This window comes from Streptomyces thermodiastaticus (assembly GCF_014656135.1).
Lineage (GTDB): Bacteria > Actinomycetota > Actinomycetes > Streptomycetales > Streptomycetaceae > Streptomyces > Streptomyces thermodiastaticus.
Map to the genome: position 1 here is coordinate 1 of NZ_BNBV01000011.1, position 25290 is coordinate 25290.

The following is a 25290-nucleotide window of genomic DNA, read 5'->3' on the forward strand; positions in this document are numbered from 1 at the left end:
CGCTTCCTTCGTACTCACCCTCTCGGGCTTTCCTCCGGGCGTTTTCCCTTCGGTGTCTCCGACTCTATCAGATCTTTCCGATCCGATGTCCTCGGCGCTTTCCAGGTTCCCGCTCTCGCGTTTCCCTTTCCGGCGTTTCTGACTCTATCAGATCTCTTTCGAGCTGATCCCCGGTCAGCGGGGTTCGTCCTCGCGGCCTTCGGGCCGTTCCGACGTCGTGAGACTTTAGCGGATTCCCTGCTCCCGAGCGAATCGGGGGCTGCGTTTCGCAAACGCGGATTCCGGCTCATTCCGTGAATGCACACGCCGACGACAGGCCGACAGAACGACTGCGGTCGTGTGGAGGGTGGTGCTCACGGAGTGGCTGTCCGGGGACCGACTGAGTCGGCTCTCACGCCGGACAACTCGGAGCACTTTACGGATGCCGTCGACGTGTGTCAACTCATGGTGCCGGGGGTGTTCCGCACACCCGTTTCCCGGGCGTAGGGTGTCGGGCATGACGACGCGTACGTGCACCCAGCTGTGGTGGCCCGCCTGACGGCGGCCGCCTTTCACACGTACGCAGACGACGGCCGCCGCCCCGGCGGCCGTTTCTCGTCTCTGCTCCTCCTGACGCGGTGGCCGGCCGGGCGGCGGCACAGGAAAGGAGCGAGATGACACGGGTCTTCAGCGGGGTCAAGCCGACCGGGCACCTGACGCTCGGGAACTATCTGGGTGCCCTGCGGCAGTGGGCCGAGGTCGACCAGCACCGGGCGGACGCGCTGTTCTGCGTGGTGGACCTGCACGCGCTGACCGTGCACCACGATCCGGCGCGGGTGCGCAGGCTCACCCGGCAGGCGGCCACGCTGCTGCTGGCCTCCGGCCTCGACCCCGCGCTGTGCACGGTGTTCGTGCAGAGCCATGTGGACGAGCACACCCGGCTGTCCTACCTGCTGGAGTGCGTGGCCACGGACGGCGAGATGCGGCGGATGATCCAGTACAAGGAGAAGGCGCCGCGCGAGCGGGCGCGGGGCGGCAGCGTGCGGCTGTCCTTGCTGACGTATCCGGTGCTGATGGCCGCCGACATCCTGGTCTACGGCACGGACGAGGTGCCGGTGGGCGACGACCAGACGCAGCACGTCGAGCTGGCGCGGGATCTGGCGGTGCGGTTCAACCACCGGTACGGGCACACGTTCACGGTGCCGAAGGCGACGGCGCCGAGGGTCGCGGCGCGGGTGATGAACCTGCAGGACCCGACGTCGAAGATGGGCAAGTCCGAGGACTCGGGACCGGGCATCGTCCATCTGCTCGACGAGCCCGACGTGATCCGGAAGAAGATCATGCGGGCGGTGACCGACAGCGAGGGGGACGTCGTCTACGACCGACAGACACGTCCGGGCGTGGCGAACCTGCTGGAGATCCTGGCCGCCTGTCAGGGCGGGGAGCCCGAGGCGCTGAGCGGTGCGTACGACTCGTACGGCGCGTTGAAGAAGGACACCACGGAGGCCGTGATCGAGATGCTCAGGCCGGTGCGGCAGCGGCACAGGGAGCTGTGCGCGGATCCGGGTCAGGTGGACGCCGTGCTGCGCCAGGGCGCGGAACGGGCCCGGCGGATCGCCCGGCCGAGGGTGGACGCGGCGTACCGCGCGATCGGGCTGCTGCCTGTGTGAAGAGACCGGCCCGGCCGACGCGCCGCTCCTGGCGCGGGGCGGCCGCCGGGCGGAGGGGTGTGGCGTCAGTTGCTGCCGGAGGCCAGCTCGCGGCTGCGGTCGCGGGCGGCCTCCAGGGCGGCGATGAGGGCGGCCCGGACGCCGTGGTTCTCCAGTTCGCGGATGGCGCTGATCGTGGTGCCGGCGGGCGAGGTGACGTTCTCGCGGAGTTTCACCGGGTGCTCACCGCTGTCGCGGAGCATGACGGCGGCGCCGATCGCGGACTGCACGATGAGATCGTGAGCCTTGTCGCGGGGCAGACCGAGGAGGATCCCGGCGTCGGTCATGGCCTCGACCAGGTAGAAGAAGTACGCCGGGCCGGAGCCGGACAGTGCGGTGCAGGCGTCCTGCTGGCTCTCGGGGACGCGGAGGGTCTTGCCGACGGCGCCGAAGATCTCCTCGGCGTGGGCGAGATGGTCGTCGGTGGCGTGGGTGCCGCCGGAGATGACGGACATGGCCTCGTCGACGAGGGCGGGGGTGTTCGTCATGACGCGGACGACCGGGGTGCCCGGGGCCAGGCGCTCCTCGAAGTAGGAGGTCGGGATGCCCGCCGCACCGCTGATGATGAGGCGGTCGGCGGGGACGTGCGGGGCGAGTTCGCCGAGCAGGGTGCCCATGTCCTGGGGTTTGACCGTGAGGATCAGGGTGTCGGCGGTCTTCGCCGCCTCCGCGTTGCTGACCGGGGTCACTCCATGGCGCGCGCGGAGCTCCTCGGCCCGCTCGGGACGGCGGGCGGTGACCAGGAGGTCGGAGGGCGCCCAGCCGGCCCGGATCATCCCGCTGAGCAGGGCTTCGCCGATCTTGCCGGTGCCGAGGACTGCGACTTTCTGGCTCATGGGTTCATCCTTGCACCGGGGGCGCTGCCGGCGGCCGGTTGTCCGGCAGGCGGACGCGTCGCGGTGTCGTACGCCCCGTCGGGCCCCTTCCGCGCCGCTGCCGCCTGCCGGTCGTGTCCTCGCCGGGGTTGTTCCGCCGTTGCGCCGGGGTTGTTCCGCCGTTGCGCTCAGGGCCTGGGGGCGACGAGCAGGAGGACGTCGTAGGTCTCCTCGACGACGCCGTCGGGGAACACCTTCAGCAGGTGGTCGCGCTCCTGGGCGAGGAAGGCGGCGCTGCGGTCCTCGGGGGCGGTCAGCAGCAGCGAGTGGCTGGCGAGGTTGGCGAGGTGGGTGTCCAGGGAGACCCGGCGGCTCCAGCGGACCGTGCGGCGGGTGAAGGCGAGGCGGCCGGACGGATCGGCCCGTTTTACGCGGGCCTCCCACTTCTGCTCGACGGGGGCGTCGACGCCGAAGAAGCGGGCGGTGCGGCGCCGGGACTCGGCGATCCACTCGATGTCGAAGGCGTCGGTGTTCCACCACAGGGCGATCGCCCCGCCGGGACGGACGACGCGCAGGGCCTCCGGCACCGAGCGGGCGGTGTCGGTCCAGTGCCAGGCCTGGGCGTAGGTGAGCAGGTCGGCGCCGGCGTCGGCGAGGGGCAGGGCGTTGCCGTTGCCGCGGACCAGGGGGATGTCCGGGTGGGTGCGGCGGAACTGGGCGGCCATGCCGGGGCCGGGTTCCACGGCCAGCACGCGGGCGCCGCGTTCGCGCAGGAGCGCGGTGGCGATGCCGGTGCCGGCACCGGCGTCCACGACACGGGCACCGGCCAGCGGACGGCCGGACAGCTCCTCGATGGTGTCGAAGAGGGCGGGCGGGTAGGAGGGGCGGTTGGCGGCGTACTGGGCGGCGGCGGCGTTGAAGGAGTGCGCTCGTGCACGCACGTTCTCCGACTCCTCGGCGGGCGGGAGGGGCGCGGTCATGCTGCCCATCATCACGCACGGCCGTGCGGGTGTGCCGGGCCGTCCGCGGCCGCATCGGCCGGCCCGTCGCCGGGTCAGCGGCGGCGCTTCTTCGTGGGGTTGCCGGAGCGGCGGGTGGTCCGGCGCTCGTGCTGCTCGGCGGCCCGCCGGTACTCCTCGCGGTGCAGGCTCTCGCCGGGGGCCTCGGTAAGGGAGCGGACGAAGTAGGCGAGGAGGGAGCCGACGAAGCCGATGGCGAGCAGGCCGCGCAGGGAGGCTTGGCGGTCGGGGTCGGGGCGCCGGGAGAAGCTCTCCCAGGTGTGCCGGAAGGCCAGCACGCTGCACACCGCGAACATGACGACGACCAGGCCGGTGACGAAGGGGCCCGAGTCCGCGATCTGGAGGCCCTGGTAGGCGAAGCCGAGCACGAAGCAGGCGGCCGCGGCGGCGAGGAGCGAGCCGACGGCCACGCCGATGCGGCGGGCCGCGTAGCCGTGGTCGTGGTGCACCCAGGTCGTGCCGAAGAAGCGCAGCGGCTCGGGCCGGGGTCCGGCGGAGCCCGCGCGGGTGTCCGGGGTGCCGTTGTCGTCGCTCACCCGACGATTATCGCTCCCCGGGGCGCGCGGGCTCCGGCGGGCTCAGCTGCAGCGGGGAGCGACGTAGCCGTCGCTGCCGGTGTACACGTACGCGTCGGAGACGTACTCGCCGTTGCCGATGCAGTCCCAGATGCTGGAGGTGCCGTAGTAGCCGGAGACCGTGGTGCCGGGGGCCTGGCAGGTGATCGGGACGTGGATCCCCTCGGGCAGGACCCGGACGATGGAGTAGCCGGTGCCGGGGCCGCTGCGGACGTTGAGCCGGACTCCGGGCGCCACCGGGTAGGTGCGTGCGGCGGCGTTCGCGGACTCTGTGGTGGCGGCCGGCTCCTGGCCGGCGTCGTTTCCGGTGGTGCCGGCGTGATCGGTGGTCATGGTGCGTGTTCCTCCCCGTTCCGGTGCGAGCAGCGGGGCTCGCACGTACGTGTGTGAGCGACGCCGCACGCTAGCAAGCCTCCTCGGGGCCCATCGAGTCGTCGATTAGGCTCCGTGCGTCGCGCGCGCGGACGAACAGCACGGGGGTGGTCCCATGACGCCACAGCGCAACGCCGGCCCGGGCGCGGAAGCGGAACTTCCGGAGTACGCCGGGCACTACCGCTTGGAAGCCTGTCTCGGCTCGGGTGGCATGGGCGTTGTGCACCTGGCCCGCAGCACGTCGGGGCTCAGGCTCGCGGTGAAGGTGGTGCATGCCGAGTTCGCGCGAGATCCCGAGTTCAGGGGCAGGTTCCGGCAGGAGGTGGCGGCCGCGCGGCGGGTCAGCGGGGCGTTCACCGCGCCGGTCGTGGACGCCGATCCGGATGCCGACCGGCCCTGGATGGCCACGCTGTTCATTCCCGGTCCGACCCTGTCGGAGCAGGTCAAGCGGAACGGTCCGCTGGCCCCGGCGCAGCTGCGCCGGCTGATGGCGGGACTCGCCGAGGCGCTGCGCGACATTCACCGGGTGGGTGTGGTCCACCGCGATCTGAAGCCGAGCAACGTGCTCCTCGCCGAGGACGGGCCCAAGGTCATCGACTTCGGCATCTCCCGGCCGAAGGACAGCGAACTGCGCACCGAGACCGGCAAGTTGATCGGTACGCCGCCGTTCATGGCGCCGGAGCAGTTCCGGCGGCCGCGGGAGGTCGGGCCGGCCGCCGACATCTTCGCGCTGGGCTCGGTGCTGGTGCACGCGGCGACCGGGCGGGGGCCGTTCGACTCCGACAGCCCGTATCTCGTCGCCTACCAGGTCGTGCACGACGAGCCGGATCTGACCGGGGTGCCTCAGGACCTGGCGCCGCTGGTGCAGCGGTGCCTGGCCAAGGAGCCCGAGGACCGGCCGACGCCGGACGAGCTGATGCGCGAACTGCGGTCGACGGCGGCCACGTACGACACGCAGGCCTTCATACCGGCACAGCGGACGCGGGATCTGCCCCTGCCCGCCTCCGGTGCCCGGGAGATCACCGGGCACGGGCACGGGCATGCGGACGGATCCGGCGCCCGGGAGGACGGCGGACCTGGGGCCCTGGACCGGTGGAGAACCGCGGACACGCCGGGGGCCTCGGAGCCGGTGGAGGCCCCGGACGAGCCGGACGTCGTGGAGCCGGTGGCGGCCCTGGACCCGGCAACGGTGGCCAGGAACCTGGCGCAGGCCCGGGCCGGGGACCGTGCGGCGGGCGTGACGCGGGACGGGGACGCGGACGAGGACGGGGACGGGGACGCGGACCGGGACCGGGGCGAACGCCGGGCGGAGAAGGAGGCGGCGGCGCGGCGGTCCGGGGCCGCACCGGGCGAGCGGGGGCAGGCGTTCGCGAGGCGGTTTCGGCTGCGCGCCGGGCTGGTGGCCGGGGCGGTCGGTGTGCTGGTGGCCGGTGGGTTCGGGGCGGTGCAGTGGGCGGGGCGTCCCGGGGCGTCGAGGGACGGTGCGCACACCGCTGCCGCCGCGTTCGACACGTGGGCGGTCGAGCCGGTGCCCGGCTCGGCGGCGGTGCCGCAGTGCTCCTACGGCGGTTCCTCCGGCCGCGCGGGCGGCAGCGCCCCGGGCGCGGGGCTGTTCTGTGCGCAGTCCGGCCAGGTCGTCGCGCTCGACCCGGCCGACGGTTCCGTGCGGTGGCGGCGTGCGGTGGCCGGGGCGGGCCACGAGGCCCCCGTGGTCTCGGGCGGCCTGGTGTACGTGCCCACCGCGGACGGCCGGCGTCTTCAGGCGCTGGACGCGGCCTCGGGGCGCCCCCAGCCGGGACTCGAACTGCCCGCGCAGGGCGGGTGGCACATCGTGGGCGGCACGCTGGTGGTCGCCGGGGCCGACGGCACGGTCACCGGCGTGGACGGCGCATCGGGCCGGACGCGGTGGAGCCGGCGGATCGCCGGGTACAGCCTGCCGGCTCTCGCCTCGTTCCCCGGGAACGGCCTGGCCTGGGTGAGCAGTTCCTCCGCCGACGGGGAGCACACCCGGATCACCGCCGTGGACCCGGAGACGGGAGCGGTCCGCCAGGACGCCACGCTGCCGGGATACCTCCGGCTCGTCGGTGTGCGGGACGGCGACGTCTTCCTGCTGGGCCTCGACCCGGTCTACGGCGACGCCACGTCGGTGATCCGCTACACCGGCGGCTCCCGGGCGGTGCACAGGGTGGCCCTGCCGGCGCGGCTGCAGAGCCCGCAGGCCGTGGTGCGCGGCGCGGTCGTCCACCTGCTGGGCGCGGGCGGGACCCTGCAGGCCGTCGACATGACCGCGGGCCGGCCGCTGTGGCAGCTGGAGACGGCCGTGAGCAAGGCGTCGGCGCCGGCGTGCGACGGCCGGTACGTGTACCTGGCCGCCGCGGACGGCCGGCTGCTGGCGGTGGACGCGCGGACGGGCCGGCTCGCCGGCCAGACCCGGCCGCGGCTCGGCGGCAGGCCGGGCACGCTGGCCGCGCCCGTGCCGGCCGACGGCCACGTCTTCGCGGGCGCGCCCGACGGCACCGTCTTCGCCGTGGACGCGCGGGACCCGTCGGTGTGGTGACATGCCGAAGGGCCGCCCCTCGGCAGCGGCCCTTCGGTGCTCTCGGCCGGGCGGTGGACCCGCCGGGGTCCGGCCCGGTTCAGCTCAGCTTCGTCACGTCCCGCACCGCGCCCTTGTCGGCGCTGGTGGCCATCGCCGCGTAGGCGCGCAGGGCCAGGGAGACCTCGCGATCGCGGTTCTTCGGGGCCCAGGTGCCGTTCAGCGCCTGCTCGCGGCGGGCCAGTTCCGCCTCGTCCACCAGCAGTTCGATGGAGCGGTTGGGGATGTCGATGCGGATGCGGTCGCCGTCCTCGACGAGCGCGATGGTGCCGCCGGAGGCCGCCTCCGGGGAGATGTGGCCGATGGACAGGCCGGACGTGCCGCCGGAGAAGCGGCCGTCGGTGATCAGGGCGCAGGCCTTGCCCAGGCCGCGGCCCTTGAGGTACGAGGTCGGGTACAGCATCTCCTGCATGCCGGGGCCGCCCTTGGGGCCCTCGTAGCGGATGACGACGACGTCGCCCTCCTTGACCTGCTGGGTCAGGATCTTCTCGACGGCCTCCTCCTGGGACTCGCAGACGACCGCGGGGCCCTCGAAGGTCCAGATGGACTCGTCGACACCGGCGGTCTTCACCACGCAGCCGTCCACGGCCAGGTTGCCCTTGAGCACCGCCAGGCCGCCGTCGGTGGAGTAGGCGTGCGCGACGCTGCGGATGCAGCCGTTCTCCGCGTCGGTGTCCAGGGCCTCCCAGCGCTCGGACTGGGAGAAGGCCTCGGCGGAGCGGACGCAGCCGGGGGCGGCGTGCCACAGTTCGACGGCCTCGGGGGACGGGGAGCCGCCGCGCACGTCCCAGGTCTTGAGCCAGTCGGCGAGGGACGGGCTGTGCACGGCGTGGACGTCCTCGTTGAGCAGCCCGGCCCGGTGCAGCTCGCCGAGCAGGGCGGGGATGCCGCCGGCGCGGTGCACGTCCTCCATGTAGTAGGTGCGGTCCTTGGCGACGTTCGGCGCGACCTTCGCCAGGCAGGGGACGCGGCGGGAGAGCCGGTCGATCTGCTCCAGACCGAAGGGCACGCCGGCCTCCTGGGCGGCGGCCAGCAGGTGCAGGATCGTGTTGGTGGAGCCGCCCATCGCGATGTCCAGGGCCATCGCATTCTCGAACGCCTGGAAGGTGGCGATGCTGCGGGGCAGGACGGAGTCGTCGTCCTGCTCGTAGTAGCGGCGGGTGAGGTCCATGACCGTGCGGGCCGCGGTCACGTACAGGGCGCGGCGGGCGGTGTGGGTGGCCAGGACGGAGCCGTTGCCGGGCAGGGCCAGGCCGATCGCCTCGGTCAGGCAGTTCATCGAGTTGGCGGTGAACATGCCGGAGCACGAGCCGCAGGTCGGGCAGGCGTTCTCCTCGATGCGGAGGATGTCCTCGTCGGAGACGGAGCTGTTGGCGGCCTCCGACATGGCGTCGATCAGGTCCAGGGTGCGGACCGTGCCGTCGACCAGGGTGGCGCGGCCGGCCTCCATGGGACCACCGGAGACGAAGATGGTCGGGATGTTCAGGCGCAGTGCGGCCATGAGCATGCCCGGGGTGATCTTGTCGCAGTTGGAGATGCAGATCAGCGCGTCGGCCCGGTGGGCCTGCACCATGTACTCGACGCTGTCCGCGATCAGGTCGCGGGAGGGCAGCGAGTAGAGCATGCCGCCGTGGCCCATGGCGATGCCGTCGTCGACGGCGATGGTGTTGAACTCGCGCGGGATGCCGCCCGCCTCGCGCACCGCGTCGCCGACGATCCGGCCCACCGGCTGCAGGTGGGTGTGGCCGGGGACGAACTCGGTGAAGCTGTTGGCGATCGCGACGATCGGCTTCCGGCCGATGTCCGCACCGGGTACACCGGAGGCACGCATGAGGGCGCGGGCGCCCGCCATGTTGCGGCCGTGGGTGACTGTGCGGGACCTCAGCTCGGGCATCGTCGCTCGCTCCTTCGGAGAGTTCTGACGCCTTGAGCGTACGCCGGTCATCCAGGAGGCGGGACGGCTTGTCCGCGATGCGGGACGGGTGTCCGGGGCCCCACGTGGGGGAAGGACGGCGGCCGGCCCGGGTCAGCCGCCGGGGATCTCGGCCGGGGCGGCCAGGTGGAGGCGGGCGAAGGCCAGGGCCTCGGCGAGGTCGGCCTCGCGCTCGGCGCCGGACATGGCGCGGCGGGTGTTCACCTCGACGACGATGTGGCCGTCGTAGCCGGAGGCGGCGAGCCGTTCGAGGACCTCCGCGCAGGGCTGGGCACCGCGGCCGGGCACCAGGTGCTCGTCCTTCGCCGAGCCCTTGCCGTCCGCGAGGTGGACGTGTCCGAGGCGGTCGCCCATGCGGTCGAGCATCCGCAGCGCGTCGGTGCGGGCGGTGGCGGCGTGGCTGAGGTCGATGGTGAAGTGCCGGTAGTCGTCGTTGGTGACGTCCCAGTCGGGGGCGTAGGCGAGCATCTCGCGGTCGCGGTAGCGCCACGGGTACATGTTCTCCACGGCGAAGCGCACGTCGGTCTCGTCGGCCATCCGGTGGATGCCGGCGACGAAGTCCCTGGCGTACTGGCGCTGCCAGCGGAAGGGCGGGTGGACGACGACCGTGCTCGCGCCGAGCTTCTCCGCGGCCGTGCGGGCGCGCTGCAGCTTGGTCCAGGGGTCGGTGGTCCACACCCGCTGGGTGATCAGCAGGCAGGGGGCGTGCACGGCGAGTACCGGTATGCCGTGGTAGTCGCTGAGCCTGCGCAGCGCGTCGATGTCCTGGCTGACCGGGTCGGTCCACACCATGACCTCGACCCCGTCGTAGCCGAGGCGCGCGGCGATCTCGAAGGCCGCCGCCGTCGACTCCGGATACACCGAGGCCGTGGACAGGGCGACCTTCGCTTCCGGGACTCGCACGACGGGTTGCACCACGAGGACAGGTTACGAGGTGCCACGGGCGGCTGTGGGGCGTGTCCCGCCAGGTGTGGTGTTCGTCATGACGGCGGGGCGCGCGGGAGTCCGGGGAGGGTGCGGGCGCGGGCGGCCGGGGCCGGGCGCCGGCGTGCGGGCTCGCGCGGGTGCCGCGCACGACCGGCGCGGGGCCGTCCGCGGGCGGCTCCGGGCGGTCCCGGCCGGATCGGCGGGCGTCTTACCCTGGACGCGTGCCAAAGACGAAAAAGGCGAATGTCAACATCACCGGCAATTCCGGCGCACCTGGCGGCTCCGCCGGGGCCGTGCCGGCCGTGACGCCGTCCCCGGGGCCGCAGCGGGCTTCGCAGGCCGAGGAGCCCGACGAGCAGGGCCTCGACTTTCCGCGCGCGTGGGTGGAGTTCGTGGACCCGGCGGACGAGGAGCAGGTCTTCCGCTGCGACCTGACCTGGCTGACCTCCCGCTGGAACTGCGTCTTCGGCAGCGGGTGCCAGGGCATCCAGGCCGGCCGTGCGACCGACGGCTGCTGCACGCTGGGCGCCCATTTCTCCGACGAGGACGACGAGCGGCGGGTCGCCGAGCACGTGACCAGGCTCACCCCGGACATCTGGGAGAACCACGCCGAGGGCACCGCGAACGGCTGGGTGACCGAGGACGAGGAGGGATCCCGGCAGACCCGCCCGTACAAGGGCTCGTGCATCTTCCAGAACCGGCCCGGCTTCCCCGGCGGCATGGGCTGCTCGCTGCACATCCTGGCGCTCAAGGAGGGCCGGGAGCCGCTGGAGACCAAGCCGGACGTGTGCTGGCAGCTGCCGATCCGGCGCACCTTCGAGTGGATCGACCGGCCCGACGACACCCGGGTGCTGCAGGTGTCGATCGGCGAGTACGACCGGCGCGGCTGGGGCCCGGGCGGCCACGACCTGCACTGGTGGTGCACCTCGGCGAAGTCGGCGCACGGCGCGGGCGAGCCGGTGTACGTCTCCTACCGGGCCGAACTGACCGAGCTGATGGGCAAGGCCGGCTACGACCGCCTGGTCGAGCTGTGCGAGGAGCGGCTGGCCGCACAGCCGCTGCTGGCACCGCACCCGGCGGACCCGGCCTGATACGGACCCGACTTCGAAGGTGACCGGGGCCTGCTCCCGGCGTGATCCGGACCTGACGGGAGTCCGGTCCGGCCTTGTCCCGGCGTGGTTAGGACCCGACCGGAATCCGGTCCGGCCTGCTCCCGGCGTGATCCGGACCCGACCGGAGTCCGTCCGGCCTGGTCCCGGCTCGGTCCGCGTCCGGTCCGGCCTGATCCTCACCCGACCGGGACCCGATCCGGACACCGGGCGCCGTTCCGCCGTCGCGCCGGGGCCCGGCACCACGGCCCGGCGTCCGGCACCGGTCAGGGACCGGCCGTGGCACCCGGGCCTGCGCCGTCGTCGCCCGGCGGCCCGGAGGTGCCGGAGCCGGACGGCGGTGTGGGGTCCGGCGGCGGCGTGGTGCCGTCACCGGGTGCGCCGCCGCCCGGCGGGTCGGCGCGGGTGTGCGTGGGCAGCGGGGACACCGAGGGGTGCGGGCGGGTGCCGGCGGGCGGGGTCACCCGGTGCGTCGGTGCGGAGGGGCCGGGTACCGGGCCGTGGCCGCTGATGGTGATCACGGCGCCCACCGGTCCGACGGTCACCTGGGCGCGCCAGCGGCCGGAGGGTTCGCGCAGCGGGTCCACATGGATGCGGACCGTCACCGAGGCGCCCGGCTGGAGGGTTCCCCACGAGCGGTTCGGGTACAGCCATGCGGCACCGGTGGTCACCGACCAGTGGACGGGGTCCGGCCCGGAGGCGGTCAGGGTGACGAGCGTGGCGTCGCCGCTGCCGGTGGCGGTGACGGTGAGCCGTCCGTCGCCCCGGCCTGCCTCCGCGGCCCCGCTGACCCGCACGGACACCTCGTCGTCGGCGCCCGGCCCGCTGTCCGCCACGGCATGCCCGGCGCCGCTGCCGGTGCCGCGGCCGGCCTTCCGGTGGCCCTCGGCGCCGTCCCCGGTCAGTACACCGGAGCCGGGCGACTCGCGGGCGGTCGCCGACGGGCCGCCCTGGTCCTGGCCGGCCGGGTCGGGGCGGTGGGCGGCCCACAGGGCGAGCGCGGGGGCGGTGACCACGGTGGCGAGAACGGCCGTGGTGAGGGCACGGGTGCGCAGCCGTGCGCGGCGCGCGGCCCGGTGTCCGGGGTTCATCGGGAAGCCGCGCCCGTCGAAGCGCGGGCCGCCCGTCCACGGCCGCGGGTGGCGGGCCAGAGCGGCGCGCAGGGCCGCGCGGGGCGCGCGGAGCACGGGCAGTTCGGCCGGGGTGACCGAGGCGCCGGGCCAGCGGCCGGGCACGGCGCGCTCCGCGCGGCGGCGGCAGCGCGGGCAGTCGTCGACGTGGCGGACGAGTTCGTGCCGCAGGGCGGGGGTGAGCACGAGGCGGCGGTCACCGGTGAGCGCGGTGGTGCCCGGGCAGCCGCCGGCCTCGGCGACGACGAGCGCGGCACGGGTGCGTTCCACCTCGCAGGCCGCGGAGGCGAGCAGCTCCCGGGCGGCCGCGGGATGCCGGCCGAGGACGGCGGCGACCTCCGAGGCGGTGAGCCCGTGGCGGACGGCGAGTTCGAGCGCCTCGCGCTGCTCGGGGCTGGTGCCCGCGGCCTCCGGCCAGGCGAGCCGGGCCAGTTCGCGCTGCCGCTCCTGCCGGACCTCCTCGGGCACGGGCGCGGGGCGGTCACCCGGGCGGGCGGCCCGGTCCCCGCCGTGCCGGCCCAGGGGGTGCGCGGCCCCGCGTGCGCGCCGGTGGCCGGCCAGGATGCGCAGGCAGGACCAGCGGGCCAGCGCGTACAGCCAGGCGCGCCGGCCTGTCGCGCCCGGTCCGGGGCGGCGCCGGCCGCGCCGCTCGGCGATGACCAGGGCGTCCGCCAGGGCGGTGACGGCCTCGTCGTGGTCGCACAGCACGGACAGGCAGTAGGTGAACAGGCCGTCGAGGTACGGCTCACAGGGCAGCGGCGGGCACGCGGCAGCACGGTCGCGCGCCTCGCGGTGCGCCCGGCGTGCACCGGTCGTGCGGGTCGAGGTCTCCGGACTGCTGGTCGTCATCCGTGTGACCGTAGGGGTGGGGGATCGCCGCTTCTCACCCGTTCGGGCAATTTAATCCGTACGGGTGAAACGATCCCTCAGAGGGAAGTGAGCGCCTTCTGCCGGGGAACGGACAGCATCCGAACAAGTGGATGACCACGTTCCGCAGCCGGCGGACCGGCACCCGGCCGGACGGACGGCGAGGCCCCGCGCGCACCGGCGGCCGACGGCGGCGGTGTCGGTGCCGGGGGCTACGGTTTCCCCCATGGCTGCCCGCACCAAGACCTCCAAGGACCGGCCGTCCTACCGCTGCACCGAGTGCGGCTGGCAGACGGCCAAGTGGCTCGGCCGCTGCCCCGAGTGCCAGGCCTGGGGCACGGTCGAGGAGTACGGTGCGCCCGCGGTCCGCACCACGGCGCCCGGCCGGGTCACCACCTCCGCGCTGCCCATCGGACAGGTCGACGGCCGCCAGGCCACCGCCCGCTCCACCGGCGTGCCCGAGCTGGACCGGGTGCTCGGCGGCGGGCTGGTCCCCGGCGCCGTGGTCCTCGTCGCGGGCGAGCCGGGCGTCGGCAAGTCCACGCTGCTGCTCGACGTCGCCGCGAAGGCCGCCGACGCCGAGCACCGCACGCTGTACGTCACCGGCGAGGAGTCCGCGAGCCAGGTCCGGCTGCGCGCCGACCGCATCGGCGCCATCGACGACCACCTCTATCTCGCCGCCGAGACCGACCTGTCCGCCGTCCTCGGTCATCTGGACGCGGTCAAGCCCGCGCTGCTGATCCTGGACTCGGTGCAGACGGTGGCCTCCCCGGAGATCGACGGCGCGCCCGGCGGCATGGCGCAGGTGCGGGAGGTGGCGGGTGCCCTCATCCGCGCCTCCAAGGAGCGCGGCATGTCCACGCTGCTGGTGGGCCACGTCACCAAGGACGGCGCGATCGCGGGCCCGCGCCTGCTGGAGCACCTGGTGGACGTGGTGCTCCACTTCGAGGGCGACCGGCATGCGCGGCTGCGCCTGGTCCGCGGCGTGAAGAACCGCTACGGCGCCACCGACGAGGTGGGCTGCTTCGAGCTGCACGACGAGGGCATCACGGGCCTGGCCGACCCCAGCGGGCTGTTCCTCACCCGCCGGGACGAGCCCGTGCCCGGCACCTGTCTGACGGTCACCCTGGAGGGCCGCCGTCCGCTGGTCGCCGAGGTCCAGGCGCTCACCGTGGACTCGCAGATCCCCTCCCCGCGCCGTACGACGTCCGGTCTGGAGACCTCACGGGTGTCGATGATGCTGGCGGTGCTGGAGCAGCGGGGCCGCATCAGCGCGCTGGGCAAGCGGGACATCTACTCGGCGACGGTCGGCGGGGTGAAGCTGTCCGAGCCGGCCGCCGATCTCGCGGTCGCTCTCGCGCTGGCGTCCGCGGCCAGTGACACCCCGCTGCCGAAGAATCTCGTCGCGATCGGCGAGGTGGGTCTGGCGGGCGAGGTCCGGCGGGTCACGGGAGTGCAGCGCCGCCTCGCGGAGGCCCACCGGCTGGGCTTCACGCACGCCCTGGTGCCGGGTGACCCGGGGAAGATTCCGCCCGGGATGAAGGTTCTGGAAGTGGCCGACATCGGGGAGGCGCTGCGGGTCCTGCCGCGTTCCCGGCGTCCACAGGCCCCGCGGGAGCAGGAGGAGCGCCGGTAGACTTTGCCCTGGTCTCGCCCGTCCGCATGACCGAGTGTGCGAAAAGGGAGCGCCAGGAGAGCACGGTCGGCCTCGCGACACCGGCTTGGAGCGCCCCGGAGGCGAACGAGCATCCAAAGCGGAGGAGTGCAGTGGCAGCCAACGACCGGGCAGCGACTCCCGGAAAGTACGGCGGGAGTTCCGGCGCCGACAGCCTGATGCGCGCCTCACTGAGCGCCGTGGCGCCCGGCACCCCGCTGCGGGACGGCCTGGAGCGGGTTCTGCGCGGCAACACCGGCGGGCTGATCGTGCTCGGCTCGGACAAGACCGTGGAAGCGATGTGCACGGGCGGCTTCGTCCTGGACGTGGAGTTCACGGCGACGCGGCTGCGGGAGCTGTGCAAGCTGGACGGCGGCATCGTGCTCTCCTCGGACCTGTCGAAGATCCTGCGGGCGGGCGTGCAGCTCGTCCCGGACCCGACGATCCCCACCGAGGAGACCGGCACCCGGCACCGCACGGCGGACCGCGTGAGCAAGCAGGTCGGCTTCCCGGTGGTCTCCGTCTCGCAGTCGATGCGTCTGATCGCCCTGTACGTCGACGGCCAGCGCCGGGTGCTGGAGGACTCGGCGGCGATCCTCTCCCGCGCCAACCAGGCCCTGGCCACCCTGGAGCGCTACAAGCTGCGCCTGGACGAGGTCGCGGGCACGCTGTCGGCGCTGGAGATCGAGGACCTGGTCACGGTCCGGGACGTCGCGGCGGTCGCGCAGCGCCTGGAGATGGTGCGCCGCATCGCCACCGAGATCGCCGAGTACGTCGTGGAGCTGGGCACCGACGGCCGGCTGCTGGCGCTGCAGCTGGACGAGCTGATCGCCGGCGTCGAGCCCGAGCGGGAGCTGGTCGTGCGGGACTACGTCCCCGAGCCCACGGCCAAGCGCTCCCGCACGGTCGAGGAGGCCCTCGCCGAGCTGGACAGGCTCACCCACGCCGAGCTGCTGGAGCTGACCACCGTCGCCCGTGCACTGGGCTACACCGGCTCCCCCGAGGCGCTGGACACGGCGGTGTCCCCGCGCGGCTTCCGGCTGCTGGCCAAGGTGCCGCGGCTGCCCGGCGCGATCATCGACCGTCTGGTCGAGCACTTCGGCGGGCTGCAGAAGCTGCTCGCCGCGGGCGTGGACGACCTGCAGACGGTGGACGGCGTGGGCGAGGCCCGGGCCCGCAGCGTCCGCGAGGGCCTGTCGCGGCTGGCGGAGTCGTCGATCCTGGAGCGGTACGTCTGACGGATCCCGGACGGTACGTCCGACGGATCCTGGCGCGGTACGTCCGGCGGATCCCGGCGCGGTACGTCCGACGGATCCCGGCGCGGTACGTCCGACGGATCCCGGCGCGGTACGTCCGACGGATCCCGGCGCGGTACGTCCGACGCCGTCGGTTCACCGGCACGCGGCCGCGCCGGTGGCCGCGTGCCCCGTCCGCCCGTGCCGGGCGGGCACCAGGGTCAGTCCTGGGACAGCACGAACGACGTGGGCAGCTTGTCGTAGCCCGGAACCTTCCACTCCACCAGGTAGGTGCCGGCGCCGGCCGAACCGTGCGGCGGCGTCGCGCACTGCGGTGCGCTCGGCTTGCGGTCCCAGCGCACCGTGTGGGTGATGCTGCTGCCGCCCGGCACTCGGTACCACTGGCTCGCGGCCGTCTTCGGGCAGTCCGCGGACGACCAGTACGGGGTGGTGCTCCCCGCCTTGCTGATCGTCAGCACCGCGGTCTTCGGCCCGAGGTCGATCTTGCAGTCGTGGGCGGAGGTGTTCTTCGCGACCAGCCGGATGGCCGGGGTCTCGGTGGGGGCGTAGGTGTTGTGCACGCTGTTGACGGCCAGCGTGACCGTACCGGCGGTGCAGTCGGGCAGCGTGGAACCGGCCGGCAGCGCCGCGCCGGCGGTGTCGCCGCCCTCGGCGCCGGTGCCCGCTCCCCCGGCGGAGGGCGAGGAACCGGCGGCGGTGCCGCTGTCGTCCGTGCCGGAAGAGGAGTCGTCGTCGCCCGAGGGGGATCCGGAAGCGCCGGACTCGTCACGGCCGCCGGGGTGTTCGCTGATCGCGGGCCCCGACTCGGACGGGCCCGGGGTGATGGTGGACGGAGTGGGATGCTTGCCGTCGGAGGGACCGGCGGTGTTCTTGTGGCCGCCGCCACCGCCGAGCGAGGTGACCACCCAGACGATCAGCAGGGCCACCAGAGCGATCACGGACAGCACGACGATCCTCCGTCGCCAGTAGATGGACGACGGAAGCGGCCCGACCGGATTGCGCAGAGATCCCACGCCCAAACTTTACGAGAGACCGGCGCCTTCACCCTCCCCACCCGCCGCTCGGAGCACAACTTTTCCGGATCATCATTCCGGCAACCCCCGCTTTCTGGGCGGGTGTTGTGAGCGGGGTGAGCGGGCGGACACGCTCGGCGACGACACCGCCCCGCGCCGGATCACACGGGCGCCGACTCCCGCATGGCAGGATCGGAAACGCCATGACTGCGCCCACACTGCCCCCGCACAGCGGCACCACCGCCCCCGACGCTCCCGGCACCCCGCTCGCCGAGACCCTGCACAGCCTGGTCATCAACTGGTTCGACGACAACGCCCGCGACCTGCCCTGGCGGCGCCCCGACGCGGGCGCCTGGGGCGTGATGGTCAGCGAGTTCATGCTCCAGCAGACCCCGGTCAGCCGCGTTCTGCCCGTCTACGAACAGTGGCTCAAGCGCTGGCCCCGCCCCGCCGACCTCGCCAAGGAGGCGCCCGGCGAGGCCGTACGCGCCTGGGGCCGGCTCGGCTACCCGCGCCGCGCCCTGCGCCTGCACGGCGCCGCGGTCGCCATAACGGAACGGCACGGCGGTGATGTGCCCACCGAGCACGCGCAGCTGCTCGCGCTGCCCGGCATCGGCGAGTACACCGCCGCCGCGGTCGCGTCGTTCGCCTACGGGCAGCGGCACGCCGTGCTGGACACCAACGTCCGCCGCGTCCTGGCCCGCGCGGTCACCGGTGTGCAGTACCCGCCGAACGCCACCACCGCCGCCGAACGCCGCCTGGCGCGGACCCTGCTGCCCGAGGACGCGCCGACCGCGGCCCGCTGGGCCGCCGCCTCCATGGAGCTGGGCGCACTGGTGTGCACGGCGAAGAACGAGGCCTGCCACCGCTGCCCGATCGCCGAGCACTGCGCCTGGCGGCTGGCGGGCAAGCCGGAGCACGACGGGCCGCCGCGCCGGGGACAGACGTACGCCGGCACCGACCGTCAGGTGCGCGGCAAGCTGCTCGCCGTGCTGCGGAAGGCGCACGCACCGGTGCCGCAGGCGGTGCTGGACCGGGTGTGGCACGAACCGGTGCAGCGCGCACGGGCGTTGGACGGGCTCGTCGCGGACGGCCTGGTGGAGCCGCTGCCCGGCGGGATGTACCGGCTGCCGCTGACCTGACATTCCTTCACCTGACGCAGTTTCGCATCACCGTCGGCGGTGGCCGCGGAAGGTGACACGCCTGTGTCACACCTGCCGGGCCGCCGCCGACCGGACATGCCCCCCCGGAACGGGACGACTTCGAGCGCCCTTCTGTCCGTTTTCTTCCTTCGTTACACAACCGACGGACAGCCGCGCGCCGACCGCAGGCCGGCTCGGACAACCCCGTGACAACCGCTCCGTACCGTCGATCACGTGCTTCGCCGAAGGCGGCACCGGGCGGCTGCCGACCACAGCCCGCCCGTACGTGAGGCAGGACCCGGCACGGCGGGCCGGGCCACGGGGACGGAGGCGGTCGATCATGGCGCAGGACGAGGTGCTCGAGTTCGAGGAGTACGTGCGCACCCGGCAGGACGCCCTGCTGCGCAGCGCACGCCGGCTGGTGCCGGACCCGGTCGACGCCCAGGATCTGCTGCAGACCGCGCTGGTGCGCACCTACGGCCGCTGGGAGGGCATCGCGGACAAGCGGCTCGCCGACGCCTATCTGCGCCGCGTCATGATCAACACGCGGACCGAGTGGTGGCGGGCCCGCAAGCTGGAGGAGGTGCCCACCGAGCAGCTGCCGGACGCCCGCGTGGAGGACGCCGCCGAGCAGCACGCCGACCGGGCTCTGCTGATGGACGTCCTGAAAGTTCTCGCTCCCAAGCAGCGCAGTGTCGTGGTGCTGCGACACTGGGAGCAGATGTCAACGGAAGAGACGGCCGCGGCCCTGGGCATGTCCACGGGCACGGTCAAGAGCACGCTGCACCGGGCGCTCGCCCGGCTCCGCGAGGAGCTTCAGGCCCGCGATCTGGACGCACGCGCGCTGGAGCGTGAGGAGCGGGAGCGTTGCGCGGCCTGAGCGGCAGGGCCGGATCCGGCCCGAAGACCCCGTCACGGGGACTCTTGACGGCGGTGATCACGGCGACGGCCGTGCTCGCCGCCGCAGGCCTGTTGCTGTCGGGCTGCGGCACCGGCGGCACCGGAGCCCGCGACGAGGGGCCGGCCGACGCCAGTTCGGTGGCGGTGCCGCCCGCCGCCTCCATCCCCAGTACCGGCGAGAGCCCGCAGCCGGCGGTGAACGCGGTCCAGCTGGTCAAGAACGATCCCAACGTGTCGGCCTCGGTCAAACAGGGCCTCAAGCCGTGCGCGGGCGACCAGTACCCGGTCGACGTCTCCTACGGCAAGCTGACCGGCGGTTCCGTCGACGACGTCGTGATCAACGTGCTGACCTGCGACGACGCGGTCGGGATGGGGTCGTATGTGTACCGTGAGCACGGTGGCCGGTACGAGAACGTCTTCCGTGCCGAGGAACCACCGGTCTACGCCGAGATCGACCGCGGCGATCTCGTGGTGACCAAGCAGGTGTACGAGAAGGGCGACCCCGTCTCGAACCCGTCCGGCGACGACGTGATCACCTACCGGTGGTCCGGCAACGCGTTCGTCAAGGTCTTCAGCACCCACAACGAGTACAGCAAGGCCGTCGGCGGGAGCCCCACCGTGGCCCCGGCACCGGTCGGCTGAGCCGACGGCCGCCGCCCCGCCGCGTCCCGCGCCCGCCGCTCCGCCCGCCGCCCCGGCGGGCGGCACCCCGCCGTCACACGCAGCACCGAAGCAGACGAGGACTGAGAACACCGGGATGGCAGAGCAGACCCATGTCCTGTTCGTCGAGGACGACGACGTCATCCGCGAGGCCACACAGCTCACCCTGGAGCGCGACGGCTTCGCGGTCACGGCCATGCCCGACGGGCTGTCGGGCCTGGAGGCGTTCCGGGCCAGACGGCCGGACATCGCGCTGCTGGACGTGATGGTGCCCGGCCTGGACGGCGTCAGCCTGTGCCGCCGGATCCGCGACGAGTCGACGGTGCCGGTGATCATGCTGTCGGCGCGCGCCGACTCCATCGACGTCGTCCTGGGGCTGGAGGCGGGCGCCGACGACTATGTGACCAAGCCGTTCGACAGCGCCGTCCTGGTCGCCCGCATCCGCGCGGTACTGCGCCGTTTCGGGCACGCCGCGGGTGCCCGGGGCGAGGCCGGCCCCGGGTCGGCGGCCGGCGGGGTGCTCACCTTCGGGGACCTCCAGGTGGACACCGACGGCATGGAGGTGCGCCGGGCCGGGCAGCCGGTGGCGCTCACCCCGACGGAGATGCGGCTGCTGCTGGAGTTCTCCGCCGCACCGGGCACCGTGCTGTCCCGGGACAAGCTCCTGGAGAGGGTGTGGGACTACGGCTGGGGCGGCGACACCCGCGTCGTCGACGTCCATGTGCAGCGGCTGCGGCAGAAGATCGGCCAGGAACGGATCGAGACGGTCCGCGGCTTCGGCTACAAACTGAAGGCCTGACGGGGCGCCGCGATGCGAGGCACCTCACGACCGCTGTCCGGGCGCCTGGAGCGCATGCGGATGCACACCGGGCTGCGGTGGAAGCTCAGCGCGGCCATCGCCCTGGTCGGCGCACTGGTCGCGGTCTCCCTGAGCCTGGTGGTGCACAACGCCGCCCGGGTGTCGATGCTGGACAACGCGCGTGACCTCGCCGACCAGCGGCTGCAGTTCGCGCAGGCGCTCTACGACCGCCCCGGCCGGCGACCGGCCAACGGCACCTACAAGATCGACGACCCGGCGCTGCCCGCCGCGCTGCGCGACAAGGTGGAGCAGGGCCGGCGGGCCACCTATGTCACGGACCGCCCGGAAGGCGTGCCGGACATCTGGGCCGCCATGCCGATCCGGGGCGGGCATGTGCTGTCCCTGCACACGCATGTCACCGACCGCAGCACCGACGTGCTGCGGGACCTCGACCAGGCGCTGGTCATCGGGTCCATCGCGGTGGTCCTGGGCGGCAGCGCGCTCGGCGTGCTCATCGGCGGCCAGCTCTCGCGCCGGCTGCGCAAGGCCGCCGCGGCCGCGAACCAGCTCGCCAAGGGCGAGGCGGACGTGCGGGTGCGGGACGCCATCGGCGGCGTCGTACGGGACGAGACCGACGACCTGGCGCGCGCGGTGGACGCGATGGCGGACGCGCTGCAGGAGCGCCTGGAGGCGGAGCGGCGGGTCACCGCGGACATCGCGCACGAGCTGCGCACCCCCGTGACCGGGCTGCTCACGGCCGCCGAACTGCTGCCGCCGGGCCGGCCCACGGAGCTGGTGCTGGACCGGGCCAAGGCGATGCGCACGCTGGTCGAGGACGTGCTGGAGGTCGCCCGGCTCGACGGCGCCTCGGAACGGGCCGAGCTGCAGGACATCATGCTGGGCGAGTTCGTCACCCGGCGGGTGGCCGCGAAGGACCCCGGCGTCGAGGTGCGGGTGGTGCACGAGTCGGAGGTCACCACCGATCCGCGGCGCCTGGAGCGCGTGCTGTTCAACCTGCTCACCAACGCCGCCCGGCACGGCAGGCCGCCCGTCGAGGTGACCGTGGAGGGCCGGGTCGTACGGGTGCGGGACCACGGCCCGGGCTTCCCCGAGGACCTGCTGGCCGAGGGCCCGAGACGGTTCCGTACCGGCAGCGCGGACCGGGCCGGCCGCGGCCACGGCCTGGGCCTGACCATCGCCGTCGGCCAGGCCCGGGTGCTCGGGGCCCGGCTGACCTTCCGCAATGTCCGGCCCCCGGGCGCGCCGGAGCACGTACCGGCCGAGGGCGCGGTCGCGGTCCTGTGGCTGCCCGAGCACGCGCCGACGAACACCGGCAGCTACCCGGTGCTGCCCAGCCAGGACGACGGCACCGCCGGGAAGCCCGCGAGGCGGGCGAGGTGGTGGCGCTGAGTCCGTGAGAGCCCGTGAGCGCAGGCGCTGAGTCCGGTGCGGGTCCGCGGGCTGCGGGCCGCGCGGCGGGGAGGCGACAAGGCCCGGCACCGAGGGTGCCGGGCCTTGTCCGGTGCGGGCGCCGGGTCCGTGGCCCGGAGCTTCGGACCGCGCGCCACACGGGCCGTGCCGGAGCGGACGTCTGCTCGCAGCGCCCGGACGGTCCGCCCGGATCGCTCAGACCGTCTCCTCGCGGACCGCCGCGTCGCTCTCCGGGCTCTGCGCCGCCGGGGCCGGACCCGTGCCGCGCAGCGGGACCTCCTTGACGAACAGCGCCGCCACGAGCACGATCACCGCCACCGCCGAGCCCAGCAGGAACGCCGCGTGGGTTCCGGCCGACACCGCGTGCTGGTAGGCCTCGCGGACCACGGCCGGCAGCTGCTGCAGGCTCTTGGCGTCCAACTGCGCCGACTGCTCGGTGATCTTCGAGCCCAGGGCGCCGGCCCGCTGGGCCATCACGTCCTGCACCCGGTGGTTGAACAGCGCGCCCATGACCGAGACGCCGAAGGAGGAGCCGAGCGTACGGGCGAGGGTGGTGGTCGAGGAGGCCACACCGATGTCCTTCAGCTCGACGCTGTTCTGCGCGACCAGCATGGTGATCTGCATCAGGCAGCCCATGCCCGCACCGAGGACCGCCATGTACAGCCCCGAGGTGAGGCGGGTGGTGCCGGTGTCCATCAGGGACAGCAGATACAGGCCGGCGACGATCAGGACGCCCCCGGCCAGGGGGAAGATCTTGTACCGGCCGCTGGTGGTGGTGACCCGGCCGGCGATCAGCGACACGACCATCGTCGCGCCCAGCATCGGCAGGAGCAGCAGACCGGAGTTGGTCGCGGAGGCCCCCTGCACCGCCTGCTGGTACAGCGGCAGGAACAGCACCGCGCCGAACATCACGAAGCCGGTGATGAAGCCGATCAGCGACATCAGGGAGAAGTTCCGGCTGCGGAAGATGTGCAGCGGCACGATCGGCTCGGCGGCCCTGGTCTCCCACAGGAGGAACCCGGCCAGCGCGACCACGCCGATCGCGATCAGCTCCATGATCCGCGCGGAGGTCCAGGCGTACTCGGTGCCGCCCCAGGTGGTGACGAGCACGATGGCGCAGATGCCGAGGGTCAGCAGCGCGGCGCCCAGGTAGTCGACCCGTGCCCGGGCGCGCTTCTTCGGCAGGTGCAGCACGATGCTGATCGCGGCGAGCGCCACCGCGCCGAGCGGCAGGTTGATGTAGAAGGCCCAGCGCCAGCCCCAGTGGTCGGTGATGGTGCCGCCGACGAGCGGGCCGCCGATCATGGCGAGCGCCATGACGCCCGCCATCATGCCCTGGTACCGGCCCCGCTCGCGCGGCGGGACGAGGTCGCCGATGATCGCCATGACGCCGACCATCAGGCCGCCCGCGCCCAGGCCCTGCACGGCCCGGAAGCCGATCAGCTCGCCCATGTTCTGCGCCATGCCGCTGAGCGCCGACCCGGCCAGGAAGATCACGATCGAGGTGAGGAAGGTGCCCTTGCGCCCGTACATGTCCCCGAGCTTGCCCCACAGCGGGGTGGCCGCGGCGGTGGCCAGGGTGTAGGCGGTCACCACCCAGGACAGGTGTTCCAGGCCGCCGAGTTCGCCGACGATCGTGGGCATCGCCGTGCCCACGATCATGTTGTCGAGCATCGCGAGCAACATCGCGATCATCAGGGCGAGCAGGACGACCCGCACGCTCCTGGGTTGCTTGCCGGCCGAGCCGGTCCGAGTCGTGTCTATGACTGCTTGCGCCATTCTCGTGCCTCCCCCTACGGAACAGATGAGTTGAGCCCCCGCGCTTACTTGCCGACCGGCAAGTTGCCGTCTAGAAGGTAGGCGCTAACTAGCCGGTCGTCAAGTAAGTTTGCTGACCGGTCGGCCGGTCAGGTTTAAGGTGAGGTCAAGGAGGACGAGGATGGGCGTCACGATGGACGGCACCAAGCAGCAGCGCCGCGGGAACACCCGCCAGCGCATCCAGGATGTGGCGCTCGCGCTCTTCGCCGAGCAGGGCTACGAGAAGACCTCACTGCGGGAGATCGCCGAGCGCCTGGGCGTCACGAAGGCGGCCCTGTACTACCACTTCAAGAGCAAGGAAGAGATCATCGTCAGTCTCTTCGAGGACCTGACCCGGCCGCTCGGCGAGCTGGTCGAGTGGGGACGGCAGCAGCCGCCCACCCTGGAGACCAAGCAGGAGATCATCCGCCGCTACAGCGCCGCCCTGGCCGCCGCCGCACCGCTGTTCCGCTTCATGCAGGAGAACCAGGCCACGGTGCGGGAGCTGCGCATCGGCGACACCTTCAAGCAGCGGATGATGGGCCTGCGCAGCATCATCGTCGACCCGGACGCGCGCCTGGCCGACCAGGTCCGCAGCGTCAGCGCCCTGTTCACGCTGAACGCCGGCATGTTCGTCCTGCAGGACATCGAGAGCGATCCCGACAAGCGGCGCGAGGCCGTTCTGGAGGTCGCGATCGACCTGATCACCCAGGCGCACCAGGGCACTCGCGACGGGGAGTGAAGGCTCCGGCTCTCCGCCGGCCGCCCCCTGCCGGAAGCACGACGCACCGCCGCCCGCTGCACGGGCGGCGGGCGGCGGGCGGCGGTGCGGGAAAGACACCGGCGGACGGCCTCCGGGCGGCGTCCCTCACGGGGCGGACGTCCCGGCCGGGCGGCTGTTCGCTCAGACCTTCACGCCGTGAGCGCGGAGGAAGGCGACCGGGTTGACGGCCGAGCCGTAGTTGGGGGTCGTACGGACCTCGAAGTGCAGGTGCGGGCCGGTGCTGTTGCCGGTGTTGCCGGACCGGGCGATGTGCTGGCCGGTGGTGACGACCTGGCCGACCTTCACGTCCACGCGGGACAGGTGGGCGTACTGGGTGTACAGCCCGTTGCCGTGCTTGATGACGATGGCGTTGCCGTAGGCGGGGCCGTCACCGGCGCCGTTCGGGCCGGCCTTGACGACGGTGCCGCCGTGGGCGGCGACGACGTTCGTGCCGATCGGCACGGCGAAGTCCTGACCGCTGTGCCTGTGCGCCCAGTGGCTGCCGCCCTGGTTGAAGGACGCGGACAGCGTGTAGTGCTGCACCGGGTCGACCCAGGTGGCGGCCGTCTTGGCGGCGGCGGCGGTGGGAGCCGCCGTGGTCTCGGCGGCGTTCGCTGCTCCCGCGCCCACCGCGGCCGAGACTCCGAGGCCGGCGGCGAGAAGGGCGGCACGGACACGAAGCTTGGTCGCCCGGGCGGAACGGGACGTGGCGCGCTGGAACATCGAAACCTCTGCGTGTGGGGGGCATGGGGACCACCCGGGCGCTGTACGCTCGCCGGGCGGCCGAACCTTGGTAACCCGGCCGGTCATCGCCCCTCAAACACCCCTCCTACGACCCAACGTC

Annotated in this window: 21 protein-coding genes; 11 read left to right on the plus strand and 10 right to left on the minus strand. The window is 73.4% G+C overall.

The window, feature by feature from the left end:
- Positions 1-653 precede the first annotated feature (653 nt).
- Complete coding sequence (trpS, locus tag IE286_RS12640; protein ID WP_189796783.1) at positions 654-1649, plus strand: tryptophan--tRNA ligase; 996 nt, start codon at positions 654-656, stop codon at positions 1647-1649.
- A 65-nt stretch (positions 1650-1714) separates the two neighbouring features.
- Here the strand turns inward: trpS and proC are convergent, their stop codons facing one another.
- The 4 genes from proC to IE286_RS12660 all read right to left on the minus strand — a co-directional run bounded on the left by proC (position 1715) and on the right by IE286_RS12660 (position 4430).
- Positions 1715-2524, minus strand: coding sequence for a pyrroline-5-carboxylate reductase (gene proC, locus IE286_RS12645; protein ID WP_189796784.1), 810 nt, complete (start codon positions 2522-2524; stop codon positions 1715-1717).
- A 167-nt stretch (positions 2525-2691) separates the two neighbouring features.
- Entirely contained in the window at positions 2692-3483 is a 792-nt protein-coding gene (locus IE286_RS12650; protein ID WP_189796785.1) for a class I SAM-dependent methyltransferase, read from the minus strand.
- Between the two features lie 74 nt (positions 3484-3557).
- Positions 3558-4058 (minus strand): EamA/RhaT family transporter, encoded by a 501-nt coding sequence (locus tag IE286_RS12655; RefSeq protein WP_189796786.1) that lies wholly within the window; start codon positions 4056-4058, stop codon positions 3558-3560.
- A gap of 42 nt (positions 4059-4100) precedes the next feature.
- Complete coding sequence (locus IE286_RS12660; protein ID WP_189796787.1) at positions 4101-4430, minus strand: SH3 domain-containing protein; 330 nt, start codon at positions 4428-4430, stop codon at positions 4101-4103.
- A gap of 154 nt (positions 4431-4584) precedes the next feature.
- On the opposite strand from IE286_RS12660, the gene IE286_RS12665 reads away from it, so the two are divergent.
- Positions 4585-7026, plus strand: coding sequence for a serine/threonine-protein kinase (locus tag IE286_RS12665; RefSeq protein ID WP_229862508.1), 2442 nt, complete (start codon positions 4585-4587; stop codon positions 7024-7026).
- Positions 7027-7105: 79 nt separating this feature from the next.
- On the opposite strand, the gene ilvD is transcribed toward IE286_RS12665, so the two are convergent.
- Both ilvD and IE286_RS12675 read right to left on the minus strand, forming a co-directional pair.
- The gene (ilvD, locus tag IE286_RS12670; RefSeq protein WP_189796788.1) at positions 7106-8959 is read right to left on the minus strand and encodes a dihydroxy-acid dehydratase; all 1854 of its coding nucleotides are present in this window, start codon (positions 8957-8959) and stop codon (positions 7106-7108) included.
- A gap of 132 nt (positions 8960-9091) precedes the next feature.
- Positions 9092-9916 (minus strand): sugar phosphate isomerase/epimerase family protein, encoded by an 825-nt coding sequence (locus IE286_RS12675; protein ID WP_189796789.1) that lies wholly within the window; start codon positions 9914-9916, stop codon positions 9092-9094.
- Between the two features lie 230 nt (positions 9917-10146).
- Here IE286_RS12675 and IE286_RS12680 point away from each other — a divergent pair, with 230 nt between their 5' ends.
- Positions 10147-11016, plus strand: a complete 870-nt coding sequence (locus IE286_RS12680; RefSeq protein WP_372462547.1) for a DUF3109 family protein — start codon at positions 10147-10149, stop codon at positions 11014-11016.
- A 284-nt stretch (positions 11017-11300) separates the two neighbouring features.
- Here the strand turns inward: IE286_RS12680 and IE286_RS12685 are convergent, their stop codons facing one another.
- A complete protein-coding gene (locus IE286_RS12685) occupies positions 11301-13013 on the minus strand; it encodes a hypothetical protein (RefSeq protein WP_189796790.1) in 1713 nt (570 codons plus the stop codon).
- 244 nt (positions 13014-13257) lie between these two features.
- Between IE286_RS12685 and radA the strand changes: the two genes are divergently transcribed.
- Together radA and disA are read left to right on the plus strand one after the other, a co-directional pair.
- Positions 13258-14667: a DNA repair protein RadA gene (radA, locus tag IE286_RS12690; protein WP_189796791.1), complete on the plus strand. Its 1410-nt coding sequence runs from the start codon at positions 13258-13260 to the stop codon at positions 14665-14667.
- A 131-nt stretch (positions 14668-14798) separates the two neighbouring features.
- Positions 14799-15923, plus strand: a complete 1125-nt coding sequence (disA, locus tag IE286_RS12695) for a DNA integrity scanning diadenylate cyclase DisA (RefSeq protein ID WP_189796792.1) — start codon at positions 14799-14801, stop codon at positions 15921-15923.
- A 218-nt stretch (positions 15924-16141) separates the two neighbouring features.
- On the opposite strand, the gene IE286_RS12700 is transcribed toward disA, so the two are convergent.
- Positions 16142-16954 carry a hypothetical protein gene (locus IE286_RS12700; RefSeq protein WP_189796793.1) on the minus strand — a complete coding sequence of 271 codons (813 nt, stop codon included), beginning with the start codon at positions 16952-16954 and terminating at the stop codon, positions 16142-16144.
- Positions 16955-17157: 203 nt separating this feature from the next.
- Here IE286_RS12700 and IE286_RS12705 point away from each other — a divergent pair, with 203 nt between their 5' ends.
- The 5 genes from IE286_RS12705 to cseC all read left to right on the plus strand — a co-directional run bounded on the left by IE286_RS12705 (position 17158) and on the right by cseC (position 21865).
- Positions 17158-18096 carry an iron-sulfur binding domain-containing protein gene (locus tag IE286_RS12705; RefSeq protein ID WP_189796794.1) on the plus strand — a complete coding sequence of 313 codons (939 nt, stop codon included), beginning with the start codon at positions 17158-17160 and terminating at the stop codon, positions 18094-18096.
- Between the two features lie 340 nt (positions 18097-18436).
- Positions 18437-18976, plus strand: coding sequence for a SigE family RNA polymerase sigma factor (locus tag IE286_RS12710; RefSeq protein ID WP_189796795.1), 540 nt, complete (start codon positions 18437-18439; stop codon positions 18974-18976).
- Positions 18964-19638: a hypothetical protein gene (locus IE286_RS12715; protein WP_372462546.1), complete on the plus strand. Its 675-nt coding sequence runs from the start codon at positions 18964-18966 to the stop codon at positions 19636-19638. Before IE286_RS12710 ends, IE286_RS12715 begins: the two co-directional genes overlap by 13 nt.
- 115 nt (positions 19639-19753) lie before the next feature.
- Positions 19754-20455 carry a two-component system response regulator CseB gene (cseB, locus tag IE286_RS12720; RefSeq protein WP_189796797.1) on the plus strand — a complete coding sequence of 234 codons (702 nt, stop codon included), beginning with the start codon at positions 19754-19756 and terminating at the stop codon, positions 20453-20455.
- Positions 20456-20467: 12 nt separating this feature from the next.
- Entirely contained in the window at positions 20468-21865 is a 1398-nt protein-coding gene (cseC, locus tag IE286_RS12725; RefSeq protein WP_189796798.1) for a two-component system sensor histidine kinase CseC, read from the plus strand.
- Positions 21866-22081: 216 nt separating this feature from the next.
- On the opposite strand, the gene IE286_RS12730 is transcribed toward cseC, so the two are convergent.
- Positions 22082-23665, minus strand: coding sequence for an MDR family MFS transporter (locus IE286_RS12730; protein WP_189796799.1), 1584 nt, complete (start codon positions 23663-23665; stop codon positions 22082-22084).
- Positions 23666-23825: 160 nt separating this feature from the next.
- On the opposite strand from IE286_RS12730, the gene IE286_RS12735 reads away from it, so the two are divergent.
- Positions 23826-24425: a TetR/AcrR family transcriptional regulator gene (locus IE286_RS12735; RefSeq protein ID WP_189796800.1), complete on the plus strand. Its 600-nt coding sequence runs from the start codon at positions 23826-23828 to the stop codon at positions 24423-24425.
- A 162-nt stretch (positions 24426-24587) separates the two neighbouring features.
- Here IE286_RS12735 and IE286_RS12740 read toward each other — a convergent pair whose 3' ends face one another.
- The gene (locus IE286_RS12740) at positions 24588-25169 is read right to left on the minus strand and encodes a M23 family metallopeptidase (protein WP_189796801.1); all 582 of its coding nucleotides are present in this window, start codon (positions 25167-25169) and stop codon (positions 24588-24590) included.
- Positions 25170-25290 lie beyond the last annotated feature (121 nt).